20 protein-coding genes are annotated in these 20,466 nt (G+C 64.9%); 11 read left to right on the forward strand and 9 right to left on the reverse strand.

All coding sequences use genetic code 11. From position 1 onward, the window contains the following. Positions 1–44 precede the first annotated feature (44 nt). The 4 genes from OCUBac02_RS10550 to OCUBac02_RS10565 all read left to right on the forward strand — a co-directional run bounded on the left by OCUBac02_RS10550 (position 45) and on the right by OCUBac02_RS10565 (position 2,017). Complete coding sequence (locus tag OCUBac02_RS10550) at positions 45–254, forward strand: hypervirulence associated TUDOR domain-containing protein (RefSeq protein ID WP_173045477.1); 210 nt, start codon at positions 45–47, stop codon at positions 252–254. After that, entirely contained in the window at positions 254–793 is a 540-nt protein-coding gene (locus tag OCUBac02_RS10555) for a DUF488 domain-containing protein (protein ID WP_173045479.1), read from the forward strand. The genes OCUBac02_RS10550 and OCUBac02_RS10555 overlap by 1 nt, the downstream gene beginning before the upstream one ends. 187 nt (positions 794–980) lie before the next feature. After that, positions 981–1,565, forward strand: coding sequence for a hypothetical protein (locus OCUBac02_RS10560; RefSeq protein WP_173045481.1), 585 nt, complete (start codon positions 981–983; stop codon positions 1,563–1,565). A gap of 104 nt (positions 1,566–1,669) precedes the next feature. Continuing rightward, positions 1,670–2,017, forward strand: coding sequence for a response regulator (locus OCUBac02_RS10565; protein ID WP_173045483.1), 348 nt, complete (start codon positions 1,670–1,672; stop codon positions 2,015–2,017). Here the strand turns inward: OCUBac02_RS10565 and OCUBac02_RS10570 are convergent. From OCUBac02_RS10570 to OCUBac02_RS10585, 4 genes are all read right to left on the reverse strand, one after another. After that, a complete protein-coding gene (locus OCUBac02_RS10570) occupies positions 2,014–2,325 on the reverse strand; it encodes a hypothetical protein (protein ID WP_173045485.1) in 312 nt (103 codons plus the stop codon). The two genes, OCUBac02_RS10565 and OCUBac02_RS10570, sit on opposite strands and share 4 nt — an antisense overlap. 195 nt (positions 2,326–2,520) lie before the next feature. Beyond that, complete coding sequence (locus OCUBac02_RS10575) at positions 2,521–3,153, reverse strand: Crp/Fnr family transcriptional regulator (protein WP_173045487.1); 633 nt, start codon at positions 3,151–3,153, stop codon at positions 2,521–2,523. Between the two features lie 383 nt (positions 3,154–3,536). Then, positions 3,537–3,992, reverse strand: coding sequence for a carboxymuconolactone decarboxylase family protein (locus tag OCUBac02_RS10580; protein WP_173045489.1), 456 nt, complete (start codon positions 3,990–3,992; stop codon positions 3,537–3,539). 206 nt (positions 3,993–4,198) lie between these two features. Beyond that, the gene (locus OCUBac02_RS10585) at positions 4,199–4,624 is read right to left on the reverse strand and encodes a DUF1236 domain-containing protein (RefSeq protein ID WP_173045491.1); all 426 of its coding nucleotides are present in this window, start codon (positions 4,622–4,624) and stop codon (positions 4,199–4,201) included. Positions 4,625–5,533: 909 nt separating this feature from the next. Between OCUBac02_RS10585 and OCUBac02_RS10590 the strand changes: the two genes are divergently transcribed. Then, a complete protein-coding gene (locus OCUBac02_RS10590; protein ID WP_244639153.1) occupies positions 5,534–6,187 on the forward strand; it encodes a recombinase family protein in 654 nt (217 codons plus the stop codon). A 156-nt stretch (positions 6,188–6,343) separates the two neighbouring features. Here OCUBac02_RS10590 and OCUBac02_RS10595 read toward each other — a convergent pair whose 3' ends face one another. From OCUBac02_RS10595 to OCUBac02_RS10605, 3 genes are all read right to left on the reverse strand, one after another. Further along, on the reverse strand, positions 6,344–7,621 hold the full coding sequence (locus OCUBac02_RS10595; RefSeq protein ID WP_173045434.1) for a DUF6538 domain-containing protein: 1,278 nt from the start codon (positions 7,619–7,621) through the stop codon (positions 6,344–6,346). A gap of 362 nt (positions 7,622–7,983) precedes the next feature. Then, complete coding sequence (locus OCUBac02_RS10600) at positions 7,984–9,657, reverse strand: ABC transporter permease (protein ID WP_173045493.1); 1,674 nt, start codon at positions 9,655–9,657, stop codon at positions 7,984–7,986. Further along, the gene (locus tag OCUBac02_RS10605) at positions 9,654–10,697 is read right to left on the reverse strand and encodes an ABC transporter ATP-binding protein (protein ID WP_173045495.1); all 1,044 of its coding nucleotides are present in this window, start codon (positions 10,695–10,697) and stop codon (positions 9,654–9,656) included. The genes OCUBac02_RS10600 and OCUBac02_RS10605 overlap by 4 nt, the downstream gene beginning before the upstream one ends. A 114-nt stretch (positions 10,698–10,811) precedes the next feature. Here OCUBac02_RS10605 and OCUBac02_RS10610 point away from each other — a divergent pair, with 114 nt between their 5' ends. Together OCUBac02_RS10610 and OCUBac02_RS10615 are read left to right on the forward strand one after the other, a co-directional pair. Continuing rightward, positions 10,812–11,798, forward strand: a complete 987-nt coding sequence (locus OCUBac02_RS10610; RefSeq protein ID WP_052232042.1) for an extracellular solute-binding protein — start codon at positions 10,812–10,814, stop codon at positions 11,796–11,798. 29 nt (positions 11,799–11,827) lie between these two features. Beyond that, positions 11,828–12,838 carry a hypothetical protein gene (locus OCUBac02_RS10615; protein WP_173045497.1) on the forward strand — a complete coding sequence of 337 codons (1,011 nt, stop codon included), beginning with the start codon at positions 11,828–11,830 and terminating at the stop codon, positions 12,836–12,838. Positions 12,839–13,002: 164 nt separating this feature from the next. Here OCUBac02_RS10615 and OCUBac02_RS10620 read toward each other — a convergent pair whose 3' ends face one another. Then, positions 13,003–13,290: a hypothetical protein gene (locus OCUBac02_RS10620; RefSeq protein WP_047576218.1), complete on the reverse strand. Its 288-nt coding sequence runs from the start codon at positions 13,288–13,290 to the stop codon at positions 13,003–13,005. Between the two features lie 102 nt (positions 13,291–13,392). On the opposite strand from OCUBac02_RS10620, the gene OCUBac02_RS10625 reads away from it, so the two are divergent. From OCUBac02_RS10625 to OCUBac02_RS10640, 4 genes are all read left to right on the forward strand, one after another. After that, complete coding sequence (locus OCUBac02_RS10625) at positions 13,393–13,650, forward strand: hypothetical protein (protein WP_173045499.1); 258 nt, start codon at positions 13,393–13,395, stop codon at positions 13,648–13,650. 181 nt (positions 13,651–13,831) lie between these two features. Continuing rightward, positions 13,832–15,526, forward strand: coding sequence for an ArnT family glycosyltransferase (locus OCUBac02_RS10630; protein WP_244639155.1), 1,695 nt, complete (start codon positions 13,832–13,834; stop codon positions 15,524–15,526). Between the two features lie 93 nt (positions 15,527–15,619). Next, positions 15,620–16,363, forward strand: coding sequence for a glycosyltransferase family 2 protein (locus tag OCUBac02_RS10635; RefSeq protein WP_173045503.1), 744 nt, complete (start codon positions 15,620–15,622; stop codon positions 16,361–16,363). Beyond that, a complete protein-coding gene (locus tag OCUBac02_RS10640) occupies positions 16,363–16,707 on the forward strand; it encodes a lipid-A-disaccharide synthase N-terminal domain-containing protein (protein WP_156134589.1) in 345 nt (114 codons plus the stop codon). The genes OCUBac02_RS10635 and OCUBac02_RS10640 overlap by 1 nt, the downstream gene beginning before the upstream one ends. Before the next feature lie 268 nt (positions 16,708–16,975). Here the strand turns inward: OCUBac02_RS10640 and OCUBac02_RS10645 are convergent, their stop codons facing one another. Further along, on the reverse strand, positions 16,976–20,404 hold the full coding sequence (locus tag OCUBac02_RS10645; protein ID WP_173045505.1) for a tetratricopeptide repeat protein: 3,429 nt from the start codon (positions 20,402–20,404) through the stop codon (positions 16,976–16,978). Positions 20,405–20,466: the final 62 nt, after the last annotated feature.

Consider the following 20,466-nt stretch of genomic DNA (forward strand, 5'->3'; position numbering starts at 1 on the left):
CAACTTCTCCGACGACGAATTTTTCAAACGGAGGCCGGTCTTTCATGATGAAATTCAAGGTAGGCGATCACGTTCGGTGGAACTCAGAAGCCGGGATGGTGAGCGGCAGGATCGTCAAAGTCCATCGCGGCGACTTCGATTACAAGGGGCATCGACATCGCGCCTCGGAGGACGAGCCGCAGTACGAGATTAAAAGCGACAAGACGGACCACGTGGCGGCTCATAAGGGCACGGCTCTTAGTAAGATCGGCTGATGGTGGCGCAGTTCACGACCATTGGCCACTCCAATCGACCGCTTTCCGAGTTCGTGACGATGCTGCGCGAAGCCGGTGTCGTTCTCCTGCTCGATGTCCGTGCTTTCCCGCGATCGCGGACCAATCCCGCATTCAATATCGACCGGCTTCCGGGCGATCTGGAGCGCTTCCAGATCGGCTATCGTCACATGCCTGAACTCGGCGGGCGGAGGCGCAAGCAGAAGGGCGTGGACGAGCACGTGAACGCGCTTTGGCGGGTGCAGAGCTTCCACAACTACGCTGACTACGCTTTGAGTGCGGAATTCTGGGACGCTTTCCAAGAACTACTCCTGCTGGGCGCAGGTCGGCGCGTGTCGCTGATGTGCTCCGAGGCCGTTTGGTGGCGGTGCCATCGCCGGATTATTACCGACTACCTGCTCCTGAACGGCCATGCTGTTGATCATCTTATGGGGCCGGGACAAATCGACCACGCTGTTGCGACGCTTGGGGCAAAAAGAACGGCCGCAGGAAGGGTGATCTATCCGCCGAATTCGTTGTAATTTGGTCGGTAATCCGCTGGAACAAATGACTACCGCGTATTTGCCGCAACCATTGCGATTCCGGCAGGCGCATGCCGGATTCGATGATCTCGCCAATCACTCATCAACCACCCTGGCCATTTCGTCTTGAGCACATTCTTGGATCGGGCAAAGCTTTTTCGTCTCCAACCCTTTAGGGGCGTGAACCTTGGATATGCGTTCACGCCCCGATGAGAACGACGTTGCCGCGTACCTGCACACGGCAGCGCTTGGCACTGACCGCGATCAGGAACGCGCATCCGCTGCCCAGCCAGTCCCGTACATCGTAGCAGCGTTTGCACTGCTCCTTTTCACCGCCTACGCTGCCTATCTCCTGATCAATCGAGAAATTCAGCGTCAGACACTGCCTTCAAAGCTCCAACTCGGGTGGTTCTACGCTGAGGGCAGTTGCGGTGCATTTCCGGGCTTTCAGCGGTCTTACGCGTTCGGCTTGGCTCAAACCACAGTTTCGGCGATCGAGGCGCAGGGGATCGCGTATTTTGCGGACATCGAGAGGGAGGGCCATCGCGCTGAGCGGCCCCTGTTCTCGGGGGAATGGAAGCCCACGCCTTTGCCCTCATCGTTTTTCAAGGACGGCTCGGCGTTCTCACTCCATTGTGGGCGCACCGGCTCCTGGCTATGGCCCCGTGGAATCGAACAGGCGCTGCGAAGCTCAGGAAGCTTCTACAAGCACTCTGGGACCCAAGCGCTTTTCGTCATTCCTCCGCTCGGGCTGGTGGTCGGAAGCCCGTGATGAATCACGCTGCGCCGTTCCGTTTTGAAATTTGAAAGGCATGTGGAACTACGCCCTAACTAGACGCGTTAGGGGGGGCCGTTGCGCGCGTACAGGAGTTGGTTTTGAAAACCCGCGTACTGGTTGTTGAGGACGACCCCTTCATCCGCATGGACATCGCCACGATGGTCGAGGACGCGGGGTTCCATGTGATCGAAGCCGGAGACGCCGACGAAGCAGTGACGGTGCTCGAACGCGAACCCGCGATTCAACGTTTGGTCACCGATATTGATATGCCGGGATCGATGGATGGTCTGAAGCTGGCCCGATTGACGCGAGACCGTTGGCCACCGGTCAAAATCATCGTCATTAGTGGCCGGATGAAACCCGCAGCCGACGAGCTTCCCGAAGACGCTCAATTCCTTAGCAAGCCGATAATGCCTCGCAAGCTTGAAGAGGCTCTTGCGATCTAAGCAGCGTCGATGATCTCGCTCTGGCGGGCGACGCCCGCCGCGAGATACTCTACATAGGTCCGACGCATTGATGCCGTGTTGGGTGCATCAGCGAGCCATTCCAGATATTCGACAGGCCGAATCCTGATGAACTGGATCGCTACGCCGCGAGCGAGATGATCTCTCATCACGCGGGATGCCTCTGCGTGCCAACGATCGTAATCACGCGGCACCTCGTCCTTGTCAGCAGACAGAGCCCAAAGTTCCTCGAAATCGGTACGTTCGTACCACGGCATAGCGATTGTATAAGACTGGGAAGACGGGTTCATGATTAAGCCGATCGTCCGCGTGCGACGCGGGAACTGAGAATGCTAACCGCCCAAGCGGGGGTAGTCGGCTTGTAGCTAGTGAGCGACCCCAATGCTGCGGTGTCAAGGTGACGTTGCGTCAATGAAGAGGAGATAAGTCACGGCGAACACCCCCCAAACGCGAAGCGGGAATGAGCCGATACCTAAAACCACGATCTATCTTGTTGCCAAATCGCGCCGCAAAATGTCGGGCTCCATCAATCTCACACCCTCGGGAACCAAGAGAATGACCCGCTCGCGGGCGAAGCGCGCTAGTGTTCGGCTAACCGTTTCTACGGTGACACCGAGGTAATCGGCAATGTCGCGACGGGGCATCGGCAGGTGAACGGTGATTGATTTGATGCCAGCCTGCCCCCATCGATCGCGCATCATGAGGAGGAATTCTGCGATCTTGTCTTCGGAGCGTCGGTGTCCGAGAAGCCGCAGGTGATCTTCTGCGGCAGCTAACTGATCGTGCGCGAGCCGATGAAATTCTTCCAGGATCGCTGGACATTCGCGCCACGCCCTGGCGATTAATGACTGCGCAAATGATGTTGCCGTGACCGCATCAATGGCGTCTGCGGAATAGCGGCTCTGGCCTGTTAGCGAGGCAATGATCCAGTCACCGGGCAGTGAAAAGCCGGTGATCTGGCGACAACGCGCAGAGACCGCCACATACCGCCGCACCATCCCAGCTTCGATCCGGTAGAAGAACCGACTCGGTTGTCCGGCCCTGAACAGGGTTTCATCCGAAGCAAAAGTACGCGCGATACCGATATCGGAAAAGATTTTAGGCAGGCTTCCCGACAAGTATTTTACGTTACGCAAGTTGTCAGCCGGATTACACGCGCAAACTAAATCGTCAACGCTATCTGCGCTTGCAAATGACAACGTAATGTCTCCGAATCTCCATCAAATTAAAGCAGTATTTTGATGGCTAAAGCCAATATCTGCGCCACAAGCGAAATCCTTCGTGTCTGCGCCCCGCTGGGAACGCCGCCGACAGGTGCTGGGGGAAGCCAAGCCTATCAGCGGCGGCCCGTTGCGGCGACCGAAGTCTCGGGCGAAGGCAGCTAATCCTATTAGCCGTTAGCGGATCACTAACCCAAGTTAGAGAGCGAACATCGTGAACCGAGGCGTCCACTCTTCAAGGCCGTCAAAAATCAAACCGTTTAGTGCGATCCGTATCCCGATCAGGGCCTCGCTTTCACAGGCAGTCGGAATGGAGCACCTAAGCGGTTGAACGCGTTCATCGCGGCGATGGCGATGGTGAGATCGACCAAAGCCCTCGGTTCAAATGCTGCGGCCGCTGCGGCGTAGGCATGGTCCGAAGCATTGGTTTCGCTAAGATTGGTGACCTCTTCGGCCCAAGCCAGCGCGGCAAGATATTGCGCCGGAAACAGGTGCTGAACTTCCTGCCAAACTGGTACCAGCGCGACTTTGTCAATTGGCATCGTTTTTAGAAGATCGCGTGTATGCATGTCGATGCAGTGGGCGCATCCGTTTATTTGGGAAACCCGGAGAAAGACGAGGTGGATCAATTCCTCAGGCAGACTGGTATCGTGAGTGACATACTGATGAACTCGATACAAAATCTTCGCTGCCTCAGGCGCGACATCCGACCAAACAAGGCGGGGTAGATTGGACATTCACATGGCTCCGTCATTCTCGCTCTGAGGCGATCAGAGCTATGACGACACAGCCGATGACGTTGTGACATTGCCGTGGAGAATCTCGATCCAACGAGGGTCAGGCAGTGATGGGCGGTCTGACCTATGTCGGTTCGAGGGGTCGAAAGGCAGAGCGAGGTACAAATAAATGAGAAGAGCCCGCTCTGAAGAGCGGGCTCCTGCGATCATTCGATGATCTGAACGATTTTGTGAGTTTTCGGCTCAACGAGAACCGTTTTGTCATTGACGACTGTATACCGGTACTCGGTCTTGCCATATTTGGCAGGAACTTCGTGATAGGTAACGGTGTCAGGCAGGGTCGCGCCAACTACGACCTTTTCTTTGTACGTGACAGACGGGACCTTTTGCTCGTGAACATAGGTGCGGAACTCTGCGCGATGATCAGCCGAGATTCCGCCTACAATCGCGCCTGCCGCAGCACCGCCCACCGCGCCGACTGCGGCTCCCGCAGGACCGCCGACAACAGCGCCGCCGACTGCTCCGGCTGCGGCACCGCCCGCTGCTCCTCCCGCAGCGCCCGAGTTGGACTGCGCGAAAGCGGTAGCCGGGACGACTGCGAGTGCGGTAATCAGAACGAGACTCTTGATCATGATCTGCTCCCATTCCTAGGGCCCCCGCCGCAGAAGCAAACCGTGACGGGCATCATGAGTTCCATGAATAACCGTTCATGATGAGGGGGTTGGCTCGACTTTGCGCCAGGGGACGCCAACGATGGCCGAAGCCACGTTTCCGAATGCGGACGCTCCGGGCCGGGTCATACGATGGGTTACCTGGGCAGTTCGGCGGAGTTTCAGCACATTGAACGTGCAGCGAACTTCATCAGACAGCGTTTTCGTCTTCGGCCGCGTCATCGCGGCGCGAGCGAGCCAATCTATGGAACTGCGTTAGAGGCTAATGATGATCGGCGCAGCGACGATGAGCCCGAGCACCAGAACGATAGCCGTCCTAATCCAGACTCCGGAATTTCGACTACTCAGCAGCACCTCGCATCCTCCGTGTAGCGCCTGCTCGTGAGCCCAAAAGTGATCGCTACGGGAAGCCGCGTTTCAAACTAACTTGTGAAGAAGTTCCAAAGGAAATAGCCGATCGCGCCGATCCAGACGGTTTGAGCGAGACCAAACACGCACATGAACGTGCCAATGAACAGATGGCTGTGCTCAGGGCGCGTCCGCGTTGCCGGACCATCGCCAGCCACTAATGGAATGTCTCTCATGCCACCTCACTCCGACGATGGCGAAACGTAGCGCGGCATTAACGAATGGTAAATCGCCGGATCGCTGATCTGACCCCAAACGGCGGACGAGGTGGTCATCAAAAAAAGGCTGCTCGGAAGAGCAGCCATGAGGTAGGGGTACGATGAAGAAGCCCTCGCTTCTGGCTACCAACCGGCGGGCGAGCATAATGTTCCTGCGTTTCCAGCCTCTCCATTTCCTCGAACCAGCCTCGCAATAACGGTCGTTTCCGCGACGCTGGTGATGGCGGCGTGATCGTCCGGGATTATGCTGGCGACGGTCTCGCAAAAACTGCTTGCAGAACTGGCTTCTCATGAGACCGTCGATGTGACGGGTTTCGAGAGAGGAGAGGCGATGAAGCTGGGGCTGGCGCGAGTTTCCACGGACGGACAAGATCACAGCCTCCAGCTTGACGCGCTGAAGGCGGCGGGGTGCGAGCGCATCTTCACCGAGACCATCTCCGGGACCAAGGCCGATCGCCCCGAACTGCGGAAGCTCCTCGATCATGCTCGTGCTGGCGACGTGGTGGTCGTGTACAGCCTGTCCAGACTGGCCCGCTCCGTGCGCCACCTCATCGACCTGAGCGAGGAGTTCCAGCGGCGCGAGATCGGCCTGAAGTCAATCACCGAGGCCATCGACACGACGACGCCTGCGGGCAGATTCCTCTATGTTACGATGTCGGCGCTGAGCCAGCTTGAAGTCGATCTCCTTCGAGAGCGTACCCATGCCGGTCTTCGGGCCGCCCGTGCGCGTGGAAGAGTCGGCGGTCGTCCAAAGGCCCTCGACCCGGTGAAGCTGACCGTGGTGAAGACGCTCATCGCCGAGGGCACGCTGACCATGTCCGAGATCGCCGAGCATGTCGGCGTCGCGCCCTCGACGATCTATCGAGCCGTGAAGGGCGGGCGGAGCGCGCTTGCCTGACGGTCCAGGAGATCGCCTTGAACACGGTGGAGGACGGTCAGGAGACCGCCGCCTAGTGCAACGTGATGTTGGTGCGCGAGAACATGCCGAACATGGTCATGGAGACCATGTCCAGGTCGGTGTTCACGAAGAGCATTCAGTCGAAAATGACCCCTCTCAGGCCGCGAGCCGCCGCAGGAACGGGAAGTCGATCTGGTCGATGTGCCGCTTCAGCAGCGGGAGATCGTCCTGAAGCAGGAGGTAATGCTCCTCGCTGATGTCGCCCGGTTTGTGGCCGGTGATCGCGTTGATCGTCGCCTTCGGCACTCCCACGACATAGGCGGCGTGCTCGAAGGTCTTCCTGAGCGAGTGCACGGTCAGCCGTCGATCAGTCCCGAGCGCCGCGTCGATCTCGCGGTTCAGCTTCATGCTGATCGCGCTGCTCCAACTCTCGGCAGAGGCCCGGTACTTCAACTCGGGAAAGAGCCGCTCGGGTGATCGACGAACATGGTCCAGAACACCCAGGTCGAGCAGGTCCCGGTGCAGCGGGATGTACCGCTTGTTGTGCGGGTTCTTCACCTTGGCCTCGTGCAGGTCGATCACCTCGACGCCGTCACGACGGACGAACCATGCCGCACGAAGCTGGGCCATCTCCTCCAGGCGGGCACCCGTCAGCAGCAACAACCTGGGCAACCACAGCACCGCGCCGTCCTCGCGCTCGGTCCTGCCGAAGAACCGGGTAAGCTGGTCATGGTCGAAGCGGGAGTAGCTGCGGCGCGCTGCAACGATCGCGGCACGGTCCGGCCCGAGGCCCCTAAACGGATTGCTGGTGATCAGCCCCGCTGCAAGGGCAGCGTTGCAGATCGTCGAGAGGCAGGTGACCGTCTTCTTCATCGTCGCGACCGAGCCCACCTTTAGCGAGCGCACGAACTTCTCCGCGTCCCTCCGGGTGATGGTGTTGACGGCGAGGTCCCCGGCCGAGGCCACGAAGCGCGTGATCGCCTTCTCCATGTCGAGCCTGGACCGCCGACGCGGCACGGCTCCCTTCCGTTCCTGGCGGCGTGGCAGATAGACCTCCTTGTACACCCGACGAAGAGTCATCCCCTTCTTCGATGCGGCCGGGCCGACCTGCTGCGCGATGGACTGCTTCCGGCCGGTCGCCGGGATGACGATCCTGTCCTGCCGATATGCGGCCGGATCGAACTGCCAGCGCGGGATCGTCCCAGCCCGAACCGCCGAGATCATGTCTCCGACATCAGCCGCAGCCCGCAGAGCCCGGCTTCGAGCCGTCAGGGGATCGCGGGTCTTGAGCGAGAAGGTCACCGACCGTCGCGTGCCTGCCGTACCGGCGGCAACCAGGGCCTCGAACACGTCGGCGGGAAGCTGGAACCGGAAGCCGAAGACGCCACCTCGCGTCCACTGCCTCGTGAACGGCACCAGCCCTAAACGTGCCATCCTCGATCCCGACCTCGCTCAACTTCTTCGGCCACATAGATAGACCGATCTGCCTCGAAACGAGGGGAACGCTACTTCGAAACGGGAATCCCGCAATCAAAAGAACATCTTGGCATCGCCCACCAGATCGACCTAGAGGCGTCCTGCCGGGCTCGCCATTTCTTGTTTGCTCAGCCGGCGGAGCAGGCTTTCCGGCCGGAAGCCCAGCAACTTTTCCAGCCGGGCGCTGGAACCATTGGGGCATCCCGGGCTTGGCCCGGGATCCATGCCTGAACCTCAACCGGAAGTGTTCCGGAATGGCTCCCGGATCTCCGCTTCGCTTCGTCCGGGACGACCTGCGTTCCAGCAAAACAAGATAGGCTCTACAGCAGGGCGCGCTCGTCGCGGCCCAGCATGCGGAAGGCCAGGTAGATCGCCGTGCCGCTGAGCACGAGCAGGATCGTCGAGAGCGAGGCAGCCGTGCCGTAGTCGCCGTCGTTGATCGCGATGTAGATCTTGACCGGCATCGTGATCGTCCCACCGACATAGAGCACGAGCGACGAAGATAGCTCGTTGACCGCGGTCACGAAGGACAGCATCGCGCCGGCGACGATGCCGGGCAGGATCAGCGGGATCGTGACCTTGAGGAAGGCCTGGACCGGGCTGTAGCCGAGCGAGATCGCCGCTTCCTCCATGCTCGGGCCGACCTGCCGCAGCGCCGCCGCCGAGGAGCGCACGGCATAGGGCAGGCGGCGGATGAAGACGGAGAGGATGATGATCGCCGCCGTGCCGGTCATCGCCAGCGGCGGCGTGTTGAAGGCGGCGATGAAGGCGACGCCGACGACGATGCCCGGCATGACATAGGGCACCATCAGGGTCGCATCGAGCAGCGAGCTCTGGGCGGTGTTGCGCCTTGCCACCAGGCAGCCGATCAGCGTGCCGATGACGACGATCAGCAGCACGGAGACGCCGGAGAAGACCAGCGAGTTGCGCACAACGTCGCCGAGCGTGGCGATGATGCGGGTATAGCTTTCGAGGCCGAAGCCGGGCTGGAAGACCGGGCCGTTGGTCTTCCTGATCGAGTAGATCGCCGCGATGATCGCCGGCATCGCGCCGCCGAGTGCGATGAAATAGACCGCCGCATGGGCGGCGACATTGGCGAAGCCGCGGAGCCGGATCTTCTCCGGCCGGTTGATCAGGTTGCTGTGATAGACATTGCGCCGCGACATGTAGCGCTGGATGAAGACGAAGATCATCGACATCAGGATCAGCACGAGGCTCAGCGTCGTCGCCATGCCGAGATTGGAACCGATCTCGGCGGAATAGGCGGTGTAGGCCTCGGTCGCGAGCACGTTGAAGCCGCGTCCCAGCAGGCGCGGCGTGCCGAAATCGGCGATCGCATGGATCAGCGCGAGCAGGCCGCCGGCCGAGAGCGCCGGCAGGACCAGCGGGAACGAGATCTTCAGCACGCGCTGGAACGGCGTCAGCCCGAGATTCTCCGCCGCCTCCTCCAGCGAGCGGTTGATATTGGCCAGCGCGCCGGAGGTCAGCAGGTAGACGTAGGGGTAGAACTTGAAGGCGAAGACGATGAGGATGCCCCAGACGCCGTAGATTGGCGGCATGAAGATGCCCCAGCCCATCAGGGTCTGCCGGACGATGCCGCCCGAGCCGAACAGCACGATCCAGGAATAGGCGCCGATGAAGGGCGGCGAGACCAGCGCGAGGATCGCCATCATCGAGACGATGCGGCCGCCCTTGATCCGGAGGCGGGCCATGCAGAAGGCCATGACCGAGCCGAGCAGGAGCGCTCCCGCCAGCCCGCCGAAGCCGACGATCAGCGTGTTGATCAGCGCGTTGAGATAGCGCGTGCTCGTGAATAGCCTCTGCCAGTTGGCCAGGGTCAGCGCACCGCTCTCGTCGCGGAAGCTGGAGACCAGCACGAGGCCGAGCGGGATCAGCAGCAGCACGATCAGGATCGCCCAGGCCGCAACCGCGACGAGCGTCCAGAAATCCAGGCGCCAGCCGCGGCGCCCTGCGGGAGCGACGACCGCACTCATGCCGCGAGTTCCGTCGCGACACGCCGGCCCGCGGCATCGAAGGCGTGGAGGTCGGCCCGGTCGAAGCCGAGGCTGATATCCCGGCCTGCCTCGATCACGAGATCGGGGGGAGGGGCCGCGATCTGCGCGACGAGACGGTTGCCCTGGGCCTGGACCGTGAGATGCGCTTCGCGGCCGAGATAGGTGAAATGCTCGACCACGCCGGTGATGCTGGCGGCCCCGTGCCCGGTCTCTCCCGCCTCGGCGAGGCGCAGGCGTTCCGGCCGCAGGGCCCATTGAGCAACGTCCGGCACGTCGGGCAGGCCGAAGGCCGAGGGCGCGAACAGGTTCATCGTCCCGACGAAGGAGGCGACGAAGCGCGTCGCCGGCTGGCCGTAGATCTGCTGCGGCGTGCCGATCTGCTCGATCGAGCCGCCATCCATCACGCAGATCCGGTCGGAAATGGCGAGCGCCTCTTCCTGGTCGTGGGTGACGTAGATCGCGGCGATGCCGATCGTGCGCTGGATGTCGCGGATCTCGTCGCGCAGATCGAGCCTGAGCTTGGCGTCGAGATTGGAGAGCGGTTCGTCCATCAGCAGCAGGCGCGGCTTCACCACCATCGCCCGGGCGATGCCGATGCGCTGCTGCTGGCCGCCCGAGAGCGCGGCGGGCAGCCGCTCGGACAGGGCAGAGAGCCGGACCGTCGCCAGCGCCTCGGCGACGCGGTCGCGGATCTCGGACGCCGCGACCTTCCGTGCCTTGAGGCCGAAGGCGACGTTCTCGGCGACGGTGAGATGCGGGAAGATCGCATAATCCTGGAAGACCATGCCGATATCGCGCCTGTGCGGCGGCACCGCCAAGAGATCGGTACCGGCGAGCGAGACCTTGCCCTCCGACAATTGCGAGAAGCCCGCGATCGAGCGCAGCAGGGTCGTCTTGCCGCAGCCGGACGGGCCGAGCAGCGTGAAGAACTCCCCCTGGGCGACGGTGAAGGAGACGCCGTTCAGCGCCGTCGTAGCCCCGTAGCGCTTGATCGCGCCTTCGACGTTCAAATAAGCCATGCCGGCAAATAATCTCCGCTTTCGCCTAGTTGCGCATGGCCGCGATTGGACGGCAAGATGGCTGATCGTTTGCCGGCGCAGATCGGCGCCTCGGGAAGAGATCGGGAGAGGGTCATGATGTCGGGCAACAACTGGGTTGGTGGTATCCTGGTGGCGGCGGGGCTGCTGGGTGTCGCTGGCGTGTCCCACGCCGCCGACAACAAGGTCGTGCTCTACACCGCCCACAAGTCCTCGATCGTGCAGAAGATGATTCCGCTCTTCGAGGCCGAGACCGGGATCAAGGCGGAGGTCGTTCAGCTCGGTTCCGGCGATGTCTTCCGGCGCGCCCGCGCCGAGGCCGCCGCACCCAAGGCCGACGTGATCTGGAGCGTCACCGGCTCGCTGCTGGGCGAGAATGCCGACCTGCTCACGCCTTATGCGCCGAAGGACCAGGCCGCGATCGACCCGCGCTTCGTCAGCAGCCCGGCCTGGACGCCCTATACGACCGTCATCTACGTGCTGATGGTGAATACTCGCATGGTCAAGGATGCGGAGGTTCCGAAGACCTGGGCCGCACTCTCCGATCCGAAATGGAAGGGCAAGGTCGCCTCGGCCCGCGTCGACAATTCCGGCTCCGCCTTCCAGCAGATGACGACGGTGCTGACCGCCGGCGGCGACAAGGGCTGGGAGAATTACGGCAAGCTCGCCAAGAATTTCGTGTTCTCCGACAGCTCCGGCGCGGTGCCGCGCTTCGTCGCCGATGGCGAGGCGCCGCTCGGCCTGACGCTCGAGGACAACGCGCTCGAATATGTCGCCGGCGGCGCGCCGGTGAAGATCTCCTATATCGAGGACGGCACGACGACCTCGCCCGACGGGGTGGCGATGCTGAAGGGCGCGCCCAACCCGGAGCCCGCGAAGCGCTTCATCGACTGGGCCCTGTCGAAGAAGACGCAGGAAGCGCTGGTCAAGGAAGCCGGGCGCCGCTCGGTGCGCAAGGACGTCGCCGCGCCGGGCGACGTGAAGCCGCTTTCCGAGCTGACCCTGGTCAAGCTCAAGTCGGTCGAGGAACTCGGCGGCACCAAGGCGCTGATCGAGAAGTGGCGGCAGGTGACCGGCAATTGACGGGCTGACGGCCGGATACGACGACGACCATGCAGATCGAATGCTTCAGCCTCGGCAAGCGCTTCGCCAGCCCCGAGGAGAACGAGGACGCCGTCGTCATCCTGCCCGGCCGCGGCTATGCCGTGATCGACGGGGTGACCGACCGCAGCGGGCGCCGCTTCGGCGCCATGCGGGCAGGGCGCTTCGCCTCCAGTCTCGTGGCGACGGCGGTTACCCGCTTCCTTCTTGCCGAGGACCTGAGCGTTCGCGGCGGGCCGGAGCGCGTGGGCAGGTTGGTCCAGGCCATCGGCGAGGCTTTGCGCGGGGGCTATACTGCGCACGGCCTTCTGGACCAGGCCTCTGCCGATCCCGCCGCCCGGATCGGCTGCACGCTGGCGCTTGGCTATCGTGACGGCCCGGCACTGCAACTGGTCTCGATCGGCGATTCCGGCATCCGGCTGAGCGGGAAGGCGCTGGGAACGGTCCGCCATGTCGAGGAGAAGCCGCTCGACCGCGTGACCGCGCTGATCCGGCGCGAGTGTTGGGCGCATCTCGGCAGGATGCGGGCCGATCCGCTGCCGCAGCGCTCGATCTCGGACGAGGCCGTCTGGAACGGCTTGCGCCAGCCGCCGGCCGGGCTCAGCGCCGAGGCCTGCGCCACGATCCGGGCGCATGTGCTGCGGCTCTGCGACGAGGAGATGCCGACGATCGCGCGCGCCGAGATCGAGCGGGTCGCCGATAGCGGCATCAGTGGCCAGCGCGCCTTCGCCAATCATCCCACGAGCGATCTCGGCTATGGCGTGCTCGACGGCTTCGCCGTTGCCGAGCGGCATGTCTTCACGGCCGATTATCCCGCGGCCGAGGTCGCGCGGCTCGAATTGTTCAGCGACGGCTATTTCGCCGAGCCGGATGCTTTCGGGGTGGCAGCCTGGGAGGCCAGCTTCGCCGAGGTCGAGCGGATCGACCCCGACAAGATCGGCCCCTATGCCAGCGTGAACGGCTCCGGCGCCGATAGCTGGACCGACGACCGAACCTATCTCGGGATCGCGTTCGACCGCTGAGGGCCCGTTTGGGAAGGTCAGCCCTCATCCTGTGGAGCGCCGAAGGCGCGTCTCGAAGGATGCTTCAGGAGGCTCCGGAACCATCTGAAGCATCCTTCGAGATGGCCCTGCAGGCCTCCTCAGGATGAGGGCTCAAGGAGTTTTCAGGCAGACACCCTGAAGCGTCAGTCTTCGCGGCCCCAGTTCCGCAATTTGCGGATCGTCGCGGCGGGGTCGCGCGGGCGCAGCTTCCACAGGTTCCGGATCAGGCTCGCGAGCGCGAACAGCGCAAAGCTGGGCAGGGCGAGGACGACCGGGACCGTCAGCAGGCCCATGGCGCAGCCGCCGGAATCGCCGGGGCCGCATTTCGGGTCGAACATCATCAGCCCGAAGACCCAGATCAGGCCCAGAAGCGGGCCGATGACGAGGCCGGCGAGGCCTGCCAGCAGTGCCTTGGTCAGCAGGCGCGCCATCCGAGTTTCCCCCATTCGCGCCGAGCATAGCGCGGCTTTCCCCCGACGGAACAGGCGCCGCCTTGTCTCGTTGTGGAAGCGGGGGAAACGCGGAGAGCAACCATGGTGCGGTTCGTCGCCATCGCCGCCGTCGCGGCGGCCCTTTCGTCCCCGGCAAGTGCCGAACCCGGCTTCGTCAAGACCGTGAGCCTGCCGGCGGTGGGGTCTTCCTACGGGCTTGGCTCTAAAGCGGCCTGCGAGTTTCCGGAGCGCCTGCCGGCCCTGGCCGACCCCGTCGCAGCGATGCCGGATCATGCGATGACCCTGTCACCGCGCATGCTCCAGGCGATCCGGATCGACGACGCAGCCTCCGTCGACTGACGAGAGGGTGGCCGGCCGTCGGTGGCCCAAGCTTGGATCGTCATCGGCCTTCGGTGCTTGCCGACCATGGCCCGGCAGCGTAAACCCCGCGCGGCACCGCCTTGATCGTGCCTGAATGGCCCGCCATCGGGCGGCAGCCGGCATTCCGGACATTTGCGGCCGGCAGCCGCGGGGATGAATGATGTTTTCGCTCACGCCAGCGATCGACCGCCTCAAGGACGCGGCCTCGGCCAGCCATTTGCGGGCCTGCATCGTCCTGCTGCTCCTGTCGCTCGCCGCCTTCCTGCCCGGCTTCAGCACGCTCCAGCCGCTCGATCGCGACGAGCCGCGCTTCGCGCAGGCGAGCAAGCAGATGCTGGAGACCGGCGATTTCGTCGATATCCGCTTCCAGGACGAGGCGCGCCACAAGAAGCCGGTCGGCATCTACTGGCTGCAGAGCGCGGCGGTGAAGGCCGGCGAGGCGCTCGGCGTGCCCGAGGCGCGCACGCAGATCTGGCTCTACCGCATTCCCTCGCTCGTCGGCGCGACCGCGACCGTGCTCCTGACCTATTGGGCGCTGCTCGCCTTCCTGTCGCCACCGCTGGCCCTGCTCGGCGGGGCGCTGATGGCGGCCGCCGTGCTGCTTGGCGTCGAGGCGCGGATCGCCAAGACCGATGCGCTGCTCGCCGCCTGTGCCGTCGCCACGATGGGCGCGCTGGCGCGGACATGGCTCGACTGGACGCGGTCGCTCGCCTTCGTGCCGCATCGGCTGAACTGGCTGGTGTTCTGGGGCGCGACCGCACTCGGCCTGCTGATCAAGGGGCCGATCGTGCCGATGGTCTGGGGCCTCGCCATTCTGGTGCTGAGCGCGAACCAGCGCTCGTTCCGCTGGCTGAAGCCGCTGCGTTTCGGCGCCGGCATCCTGCTCTGCCTCGTGGTCGCGCTACCCTGGTTCGCGGCGATCATGATCAAGACCGGCGGCAGCTTCTTCACTGAGAGCGTCGGGCAGGACATGCTCGGCAAGGTCGCCGAGGGGCAGGAGAAGCACTGGGGGCCGCCCGGGCTCTATCTCGTCGTCTTCTTCGCGACCTACTGGCCGGCGGCGGCCTTCGCGGCGATGGCGGTGCCCTTCGCCTGGGTCAGGCGCAAGGAGCCGCAGATCCTGTTCCTGATCGCCTGGATCGTGCCGTCCTGGCTGGTCTTCGAGGCGGTGCCGACCAAGCTGCCGCATTACGTGCTGCCGCTCTATCCGGCGATCACGGCGCTGCTGCTGCTCGCCGTGCTCAATGGTGGCATCGACCGCTACCGGCGCGGCGCGGTGCTCACCGCCTGCCTCGTCGTCATCGTGCCGCTGGCGCTGATGGGCGCGATCCTGTTCGGAAACTGGACGCTCGACCGGGCCGTGCCGTGGCTCGCGTTGCCGTTCTTCGCGCTGGTCCTGCTCATCGGCATCAGCGTCATCGCGGCTTTCCGGCGGCTCGATTTCGAGGGCGCGCTCTGGCGCTGCGTCGCGGCGAGCCTGCTGCTGACGATCGCCGTCTATCCCTTCGCCATCGAGAGCCTGCGCTCGCTGAAGCTGTCGCCGCGGCTGGCCGAGGCGGCGAGGTCCGTCGGTTGCGCCGACCCGGCCGTGCTGACGCTGGGCTACCGCGAGCCGAGCCTGGTGTTCCTGACCGGCACGAAGCTGGCGATGGCTGCAAGCGGTTCGGATGCAGCGGCTTTCCTCAACCAGCCCGGCTGCCGCGTCGCCTTCGTCGAACGCCGCTTCGCCGATGATTTCAAGGGCGCGCTGGCGAGCCAGAGCGTCAAGCCGCGGCTCGTGACCACGATCAACGGCTTCAACCTGAATGGCGGGCGCCGGCTGGAGATCGCGGTCTTTGCCAACTCGCCTAGCTGAGATCCATTGTGCTCGAAGCCCTTCTGCGCGAAACCCTTGCCCTATCCGCCGCGCTGACGCAGTTTGCGGGCCGTTTTTCCGGATGATGCCCCTTTGACCGAACCCTCCTCCCACCCGCTGCTCAGCGTCGTCGTGCCGGTGCGCAACGAGCAGGGCAATATCGCGCCGCTCGTCGCCGATATCGAGAAGGCCTGCGCGGCGATCGGCCCGTTCGAGGTCGTCTATGTCAATGACGGCTCGACCGACGGCACGGCGACCGCGCTGGCAGAGCTCGCCGCGACGCGGTCCTGGCTGCGCGTCGTCACCCATGCCCAGTCCTGCGGCCAGAGCGCCGCCGTGCGCAGCGGCGTGCGCCATGCCCGCTCGGCCATCGTCGCGACGCTCGACGGCGACGGCCAGAACGACCCCGCCTTCCTGCCGGAGATGGTCGAGGCCCTGCAGCAGGCCGGGCTCCAGGCGGGCATGGTCCAGGGACAGCGTGTCGGGCGCAAGGATACCGGTTTCAAGCGCTGGCAGTCGAAGATCGCCAACGGCGTGCGCGCGCGCGTGCTCAAGGACGATACGCGCGATACCGGCTGCGGGCTGAAATGCTTCCGCCGCGAGGCCTATCTCGCCCTGCCGTATTTCGACGCGCTGCACCGCTTCATGCCGGCCTTGATGGCGCGCGAGGGCCACAAGGTGCTGCATGTCGACGTGCGCGACCGGCCGCGGCTGACCGGCGTCTCGAATTACGGCTTCTTCGACCGGCTCTGGGTCGGCATCCTCGATCTCGCCGGCGTGTGGTGGCTGATCCGGCGGCGCAAGCGCGTGCCCCGGATCGTCTCGGAGACGCCGTGATGCTGATCGACCTCCAGCAGACCATCGGCAACTATTTCCACGACGTTTTCGTCAACAATATCGACTGGTGGGTGCTGCTCGGCGTCGTCGCGCAGGGGCTCTTCACCATGCGCTTCGTGGTGCAGTGGTGGGCGAGCGAGAAGGCCAAGCGCTCGGTCGTGCCGATGACCTTCTGGTGGTTCTCGATCGGCGGCGGCCTGCTGCTGCTGATGTATGCGCTCTACCGACGCGACCCGGTCTTCATCCTCGGCCAGGGCTTCGGCGTCTTCGTCTATATCCGCAACCTGCAATTCGTCCTGCGCGCCAAGGCACGCGGTGAGGATACGAATTCCGGGCCGGGCTAGGCGCGGTTCGACATTTGGGCACTTCGGGCTTGTCGGAGCAGCGCCGTCATTCCGGGGCTTCGCGTCGGCGAAGAGCCCGGAACCCATGAACACGACGCTCCCGTCATGGTCGGGCTCGTCCCGACCATCCACGTCTTCGTCGATCGGATGCCGTATTCAAGACGTGGATGCTCGCCACAAGGGCGAGCATGACGAAAACTGGATCGCGTCGCGTTCATGGGTTCCGGGCTCATGGCTCCGCCATGCCCCGGAATGACGGTGGTGTTCCTCAGCTCCGCGAGGGCGGCGTCGCCGGCTCGGCCGCGGCACCGTCGGCGGGCGAGGGCAGCTTGTCGGCGGCAGGGGCCTGCGGCTTGCGCATCGCGGCCGAATAGGCGGGATAGCGCTCGCGATAGGCCTTCAGGAATTCGGAGAGCGTATCGGCATTGGCGGTTGCGCGGGCCATCTCGCGGATGTCGGCGGCGCGCGTCCGGTCGGCCCCGGTGATGAAGGCGAAGGTGCGGGCATCGGCACCACCGGCCATCTTGGGCGCGAACTTGCTGCGCAGCCGGTCGAGCGAGAGGTTCTCACTCGCCATCACATAGGAAACGCCCGCCCGCATCACGTCGGCCCGTTCGCCGTCGCTCAGCGCGCCGTCGCCGCGCCAGGCCTCGCCGAGCAGGCGCTCGTAAGCCTCGCCCGCCTCGCGCCAGCGGCGTCCGGTCCAGTGGATGTCGGCACGCAGCCGGTCGATCTCGGGGCCGCGCTCGGCCTCCAGCATTTCAAGTGCCTGATCGGTGCGCGAGAGATCCGACAGCGCCTTGGCTTCCAGCAGCAGGCGGGCACGCTTGACGTCTGCCGGCAACTCGACCAGCCGTGTCGTCTGGAGCGCGCGAACCGCGTCGGCGGGCTTGCCGTTCATGAGGTCGACCATGGCCAGCCTTGCCGCGACGGTGGAACGCGCCGCCCCACTGAGGCGCCGGTCCATCTGGTATTTCAGGATCTCGGCCGCCTGATCGAGCAGGTCGAGCTCGACCAGCCTGTCGGCGAGCAGGCGGGTGATCTCGTCGCCGCGCCGGCCGATCGGCAGGAACTCCTTGAAGTCGTAGAACAGCGCCAGCGCCTCGATGCGCGGCAGTTTGCCGAGCCCGTCGCCGCTGAACAGTTCGGCGAAGCGCTGCGCCGTCTCGTCATGCATGCGCTGCGTCAGCGGGTCTTCGGTGAAGTTCTCGTTGGCCCGGCGCGCGACCATGAAGGCATCCCGCCAGCGGTGCTGGTCGGCATAGAGCCGGCTGAGCCCGGCCAGGGCCTCGATCTCGAGCCGCCCGCCGCGCCAGATGACGGAGACCGTCTCCAGCCGGGCGATGGCTTCCTCGGGCTTGATATCGGTACGCTTCTCGGCATCGGCGAGCTTGACCGCGCGCAACTGCGCCTCGGCCGCGATCGGGCGGCTCTTCGCCTCGAACAGCGGCTTGTAACCGTTCATCGCCGCTTCCGGCCGGCCGCCGACATCGTCGAGCCATGCCTGGAGCAGGGCCAGATGCTCCTGATCGAAGCTGCCGCGCGGCATATCGGCCAGCAACTGGATCTGGCGCTCGGCGACGGCGATATCCTGCTGGGCGAGCGCGGCGCGCGCCATCGCTTCGCGGAACTCGCCCTGGAGATCGGCCGGATAGCGGTCGAGCACTGCTTCGGCACGGCGGAAGCCGATGAGAGCCTGCGCATTGCGGTTCAGGCGCTGCTCGATGAGGGCGCGCCACAACCCGGTCTCGACATCGTCCTTGATCGGGGCGGCATCGAAGGCGGCCAGAGCCTGCTGGTTGCGATGCATGCCGGCGGCGATGACGCCCTTGAGGAAGAGCGCTTCGCGGTTGTCGCGCATCCTCTTGTCGTCGACGAGCAGGGCGTTCAAAGGCCCGGCGGCCTCGGGCATCAGCCCGTTGGCGGCATAGAAGCGGGCAAGCGCCAGCCGGGCCTCCGATTTGCGGCCGCGCGACGCGTCGGTGATGTCGAGCATCAGCGCGTGGGCACGCTCGCGGGGATTGCCGAGGCGCAGCCCGGCCCAGGCATCGCCGTCGAGCAGCGGCGCGGCCTCCTGCTTCTCGGCCTTCCTTTCGGCCTTGTCGGCGGGCTGACCGAGATCGAGTGAGACGTTGAGACCGCCGCTACGGCCGATGCGGACCTGCTCCGTACCGGCGCGGACGGCGACATCGTCGGCGCGCGGCTGGACGGCCAGGCCCTGCGCCGTCGGCAGCAGGCCGAACTCGACGAACTGGTAGGGCTTCGGCGCGAGCCGGGCGGGGCCGGTCGCGGTCGCGACGGCGACCGGCAAACCGGCGGGCCCGGCCTCCAGCCAGTGAATGCCCGTAAGGCCCGGCAGCGGCACGGCGACGATGGTCTGCCCGTGCTCGTCCATGCTGCGCTTCGGTTCGACCGGGGCGGCGGGGCGCCCCGCATCCTCGCCGAGATCGAGCGACCAGACGGGGCCGTTGTCGAAGACGCGCGTCAGCGGCTGGCCGGCGAGCTTCAGCCTGACCAGCGTGACCTTGCCCTCGCGCGAGACCGAGCTGTCCTCGATCAGCTTCGGCATCAGCCCGGCGAGCTTCGCGGGGTCGATGGTGTCGCGCGTATCGAAGACCAGCGTCATCACGCCGGCATCGAGGAAGGCGGCGGCGCCGGTGGGGCGGGTGAAGCGGAAGTCGAGACGCTTGCCGTCGGCCGTGATCACGACCGGGCCGGGCGGTATCTCGGGGGCCTCCGGCGGCGCGGCTGCGGCCTTGACCGCCGGCGCGGCCTGCTGCGCGGCCGGCGCCGTGGCGGGCTTTGCGGCGGGTTCGGCCGGGGGCGCCGGCGTCGGCGCCGGTGGCTTGATCAGATCGGTGAGCGAGAGCGCTTCCTGCTTCACCGGGCGGAGCAGGTCGACGACCAGCCCGGTCTCGTCGCTGAAGCTGCGCATCTGCCAGTCCTTGGGCAGCGCCAATGCCAGGCTCAGGGCTTCCTTGCCGGCATCGAGGCCGGTGAGGTCGATATCTCGCGGCAAGGCGTTGCGGATCGCGCCGGCCTCGACATTCATCGGCCGGTCGAAGACCAGCTTCAACGTGCCGTCCGACAGGGTGCTGGCGAGCTTGGTCTCGGGCGGCGCCTTGAAGATCAGGCGTTCCAGCGTCGGCAGGCTCGCCGTGGTCATCGTCAGCAAGGCCGGTGGGGCGGCAGGCTGGCGCGCCGCTTCCTTCGCCCGGGCCTCGGCGAGGCGCAGGCGCTCGGTCAGCTCGGCCATGGCTTCCGCCGGCGGGCCGGGCATCACACCCGCCCAGTTCTGGGGCAGCAGGTCGATGAAGGCCTTGTCGCCGGCTTCGATCAGGTTGGCCTTGTAGGGCTGGGTGAGCGCGAAGCGCATGCCGCGCCCGTCGGGATCGACGCGGGCGACGGAGACATAGTTCGGCAATTCGCGGGCGATGCGCGCGACATCGACCTGGACCTGGCCGCCGAAAGCGACGATCAGCACGCCGTTCGAGACCCGGATGCGCGTCTGGATCGGCTCGTCGAAGCTCAGGGAGAGCCGGCCGAAGCCGGCCGGCATGGCCTCGCCGCGCAGGTTCGCTCCGGCCGCGAAGGCAGGCGTCTCCAGGCCGGCGGCAAGCGCGAGAGCAGCCAGCCCGATACCGAAGGCGAGGGAGCGCGACAGACGCAAACCGTGATACTCGACCCAACGCGACACTGAGCCTCGCCGCATCCATGCGAACGCAGCGGCCCTCCGGCACGCTAGCGCGTCAACCATAA

The organism is Bosea sp. ANAM02 (assembly GCF_011764485.1).
GTDB lineage: Bacteria > Pseudomonadota > Alphaproteobacteria > Rhizobiales > Beijerinckiaceae > Allobosea.

Excerpts from the sequence above, each read along its gene's own strand:
- OCUBac02_RS10550 (WP_173045477.1), top strand. The coding sequence starts at position 45 with ATGATGAAATTCAAGGTAGGCGATCACGTTCGGTGGAACTCAGAAGCC.
- OCUBac02_RS10555 (WP_173045479.1), top strand. The coding sequence starts at position 254 with ATGGTGGCGCAGTTCACGACCATTGGCCACTCCAATCGACCGCTTTCC.
- OCUBac02_RS10570 (WP_173045485.1), bottom strand. The coding sequence starts at position 2,325 with ATGAACCCGTCTTCCCAGTCTTATACAATCGCTATGCCGTGGTACGAA.
- OCUBac02_RS10580 (WP_173045489.1), bottom strand. The coding sequence starts at position 3,992 with ATGTCCAATCTACCCCGCCTTGTTTGGTCGGATGTCGCGCCTGAGGCA.
- OCUBac02_RS10585 (WP_173045491.1), bottom strand. The coding sequence starts at position 4,624 with ATGATCAAGAGTCTCGTTCTGATTACCGCACTCGCAGTCGTCCCGGCT.
- OCUBac02_RS10590 (WP_244639153.1), top strand. The coding sequence starts at position 5,534 with ATGCTGGCGACGGTCTCGCAAAAACTGCTTGCAGAACTGGCTTCTCAT.
- OCUBac02_RS10595 (WP_173045434.1), bottom strand. The coding sequence starts at position 7,621 with ATGGCACGTTTAGGGCTGGTGCCGTTCACGAGGCAGTGGACGCGAGGT.
- OCUBac02_RS10600 (WP_173045493.1), bottom strand. The coding sequence starts at position 9,657 with ATGAGTGCGGTCGTCGCTCCCGCAGGGCGCCGCGGCTGGCGCCTGGAT.
- OCUBac02_RS10605 (WP_173045495.1), bottom strand. The coding sequence starts at position 10,697 with ATGGCTTATTTGAACGTCGAAGGCGCGATCAAGCGCTACGGGGCTACG.
- OCUBac02_RS10610 (WP_052232042.1), top strand. The coding sequence starts at position 10,812 with ATGATGTCGGGCAACAACTGGGTTGGTGGTATCCTGGTGGCGGCGGGG.
- OCUBac02_RS10615 (WP_173045497.1), top strand. The coding sequence starts at position 11,828 with ATGCAGATCGAATGCTTCAGCCTCGGCAAGCGCTTCGCCAGCCCCGAG.
- OCUBac02_RS10620 (WP_047576218.1), bottom strand. The coding sequence starts at position 13,290 with ATGGCGCGCCTGCTGACCAAGGCACTGCTGGCAGGCCTCGCCGGCCTC.
- OCUBac02_RS10625 (WP_173045499.1), top strand. The coding sequence starts at position 13,393 with ATGGTGCGGTTCGTCGCCATCGCCGCCGTCGCGGCGGCCCTTTCGTCC.
- OCUBac02_RS10630 (WP_244639155.1), top strand. The coding sequence starts at position 13,832 with ATGTTTTCGCTCACGCCAGCGATCGACCGCCTCAAGGACGCGGCCTCG.
- OCUBac02_RS10640 (WP_156134589.1), top strand. The coding sequence starts at position 16,363 with ATGCTGATCGACCTCCAGCAGACCATCGGCAACTATTTCCACGACGTT.